Origin of the sequence: Corallococcus exercitus (assembly GCF_003611585.1) — a bacterium.
GTDB lineage: Bacteria > Myxococcota > Myxococcia > Myxococcales > Myxococcaceae > Corallococcus > Corallococcus exercitus.
Map to the genome: position 1 here is coordinate 1 of NZ_RAVW01000675.1, position 3,071 is coordinate 3,071.

At 69.9% G+C, this 3,071-nt stretch carries 3 protein-coding genes; 2 read left to right on the forward strand and 1 reads right to left on the reverse strand.

Going from position 1 to position 3,071, the window contains the following annotated elements; translation table 11 throughout:
* Positions 1-2: 2 nt before the first annotated feature.
* The gene (locus tag D7W79_RS40670; RefSeq protein WP_338078858.1) at positions 3-1,136 is read left to right on the forward strand and encodes a GntR family transcriptional regulator; all 1,134 of its coding nucleotides are present in this window, start codon (positions 3-5) and stop codon (positions 1,134-1,136) included.
* A gap of 192 nt (positions 1,137-1,328) precedes the next feature.
* Here the strand turns inward: D7W79_RS40670 and D7W79_RS40675 are convergent, their stop codons facing one another.
* Positions 1,329-2,162: an oxidoreductase gene (locus D7W79_RS40675; protein ID WP_120530568.1), complete on the reverse strand. Its 834-nt coding sequence runs from the start codon at positions 2,160-2,162 to the stop codon at positions 1,329-1,331.
* A gap of 87 nt (positions 2,163-2,249) precedes the next feature.
* Between D7W79_RS40675 and D7W79_RS40680 the strand changes: the two genes are divergently transcribed.
* Positions 2,250-3,071: LysR substrate-binding domain-containing protein (locus tag D7W79_RS40680; RefSeq protein WP_120530569.1), on the forward strand; the 822-nt coding region annotated here is incomplete at its 3' end.

A 3,071-nucleotide genomic window follows, 5' to 3' on the forward strand; every position in this document is an offset into this window, starting at 1 on the left:
GGGTGGCGTTGAGGGTACGGGTGGGGCTCGTGGCGTACGTGGAGGAGCAACTCGAGCGCGCGATTGCGCTGGGGATGCTGCCGAGGGGGCAGTTCGGCTCGGAAGAGAAGCTGGCGCGTGAGTTCGGGTGCTGTCGAGGCACCGTGCGCGAGGCCATGCGGCGGCTGGCGGCGCGAGGCCTGGTGGTGCAGCGCGCTGGACGCAAGACACGCGCGGTGGCGCTGGATGAGTCGCTGACGCTGGAGAACCTGGGGCTGGCGCTGCATGACACGCGCTCCGAGGAAGGCCGGCGGCTGCTGGAGGGCTTCTTCAGCCTCAAGCGCCAGGTGCTGGTGGAGCTGCTGGTCGACTGCTGTGCGAGTGCCTCCGAGGCGCAGGTGAGCCAGTTGGAGTCCATCTGCTTCTCACTCTGGGATGCGGCGCACTGGGAGCCGGGTGCGCGCTGCGCGCAGCTGGAATTCGAGTTGCTGCGACTGGCGGCACATGCGGCAGCGCGGCCCGGGCACCTGCTCCTCATTCAATCCTTGCAACGGGCCATGAGGGGCAACGTGGCCCGGCTGTGGTTCCTCATGGGCGGCGAATCACTGCGCCAGTGGGCCGTGTGCGCGATGCACGCCCTGGGTGACCGCGACGTGCGGGCGCTTACGCAGCAACTGCCGGCGCTGTTGAAGGCGTGCGATGAGCGTACGCTGGACGCCTTCGCCCCTGCCCCTCGGGAGCAGGCATCCCCCGAGGACTCCCCCTCTCAGGAGAATCTCCTCGAAGCCCCCGCGCCAGCCGCCGCGCGGGACGAGGCCCAGGAGGCACGCTCATGCGTGGAGGAGCAGGGTCACGACGGCCTTGCGTCTACCGTCGAGGACGCCAAGGTGCTCGGAGTGGCCCCCCACCCTCATGGGGTGGAGGCGATCCCCATGGAGCCCGCCTCCCTTGCCCCCGGTGGGAAGTGCGCCGGGGGATATGACGAACAGGTCCTTGGGCCACCTGTCCGACTGTCGGGCAAGTGGAGGCGCTTCTTCCACGGAGGGTGGCCTCCAGCCCGAGCCTCGGCGCACCGGCTTCCGCGAACCCAACCGCGTGGCAGGGGGCCCCGGAGGCTGACTGCTTCACGTCACCCCGGGCCCACCCCTGATGGCTAGCGCCTGCGTCCGTGGACCTCGGGCTCATCCGCTCGGGCCGTTCTTCCGCGCCTTCTGAAGTGCATCGACGAGCGCGCATCCCGCTTGCGGCTCTGAAGGTGGAGCCGCGCTCCTTCGAGCGGACTCCACTCGCTTCGCGGATATGCACTCGGCTTTCGCGCCTTGAAGCCACGGCGTGCTGTTCACTCGGGTCTAGAACCCCATCGCGAGCGCGACCTGCTCCGTGCGGTCCACGTCCGCAGCCACCTGCGCCAGCTTCTCGCGGATGGCTCCGGGCGCGTCCGGGCCCAGGAAGAGTCTCAGCGTCGGGGCTCCCGCGTCCACGGCGTCCACGATGGCCTTCGCGGCCTTCTCCGGGTCCCCGGGCTGCGTGCCCGCGGACTGTGCCACGTAGGCGCGCATCGGGCCCACCGTCTCCGCGTAGGGCGCCAGCTCCGGCATCTGCCGGTAGGACGGCCCCAGCAGCTTCGTGCGGAACATGCCCGGCTCCACGAGGAGCACCTTCACTCCGAGCGGCGCGACCTCCTTCGCGAGCGACTCCGACAGGCCCTCCAGCGCGTGCTTGGCCGCGCTGTATGCACCCACGCCGGGATACGTGACAAACCCGGTCACGCTCGATACCTGCACGATGATGCCGGTCCTCCGCTCCCGCATGTGCGGCAGCACCGCGCGCGTCATCGCCACCGCGCCGAAGAACAGCGGCTCGAACACCGCTCGCAGCTCCGCGTCGCTCGTCTCCTCCACCGCACCCAACAACGTGTAGCCCGCGTTGTTCACCAGGACGTCGATGGCGCCGAAGTGCTTCAGCGCCACCGCGATGGACTCCTGGACCTGCTCCGGCTTCGTCACGTCCAGCCGGACCGCGAGCACCCGGTCCGGGGCCCGTGCCACCAGGTCCTCCAGCGTGCGCGGATCCCTCGCCGTCGCCACCACCCGCTCCCCTCTCGCGATGACCTCTTCCACGATGTTGCGGCCAAACCCCGACGACGAACCCGTGACGAACCAGACCCTGCTCTGTGCGTTCATGACTGCCTCCCTGGGCCCTTAAGTACGGTCGCCCCCTCTGCTGCGAAACGCGTCGTGTCTGGATGCACTTTGTAGTTATGCTAAGGAATGCGCGACGACCTTTCCGGCCTCATGGCGTTCCTCGCGGTGGCTCGCAGACGGAGCTTCACCGCCGCCGCGGCGGAGCTCCGGGTCACGCCGTCCGCGGTGAGCCAGAGCCTCCGGGCCCTCGAGGAACGCGTCGGGGTGCGGCTCCTCCAGCGCACCACCCGCAGCGTCGGGCTCACCGAGGCCGGTACGCGGTTCCTCTCCCGGCTCGAGCCCGCGATGCTCGGTGTGCGGGAGGCCTTCGAGTCCCTGGGCGAGCTTCGCGACCGGCCCTCCGGCCTCCTGCGCCTGACCCTGCCTCGCTACGGCTACCAGGAGGTGCTCGGGCCCCGCCTCGCGGAGTTCCTCACCGCCCATCCCGACATCCGCGTGGACATCCAGCTCGACGACGCGCTCGTCAACATCGTCCAGCAGGGCTTCGACGCGGGCTTCCGCTTCGGGGAGCTGGTGGAGCGCGAGATGATCGCCATCCCCGTGAGCGGAGACATCCCCATGTTCGTGGTGGGCGCACCGTCGTACTTCGCGACGCGCGGCAAGCCGAAGCACCCTCGCGACCTGCGCGACCACGACTGCATCAACTACCGCAGCCGGACCACCGGCGGCATCCTCCACTGGGGCCTCACCGACGGCGGCAAGCGCATTGACGTCGCCGTCGCGGGCCGCGTGGTGCTGGATGACGCGGAACTGGTGTTGGAGGCCGCCGTCGCCGGGCAGGGGCTCGCCTATGTCCCGGAGAGCCGCGCCCGCCGGCTGCTCGCGGAGAAGCGCCTGGTGCGTGTGCTCGACGCGTACTCCCCCACCCTCCCCGGCTTCTTCCTCTAC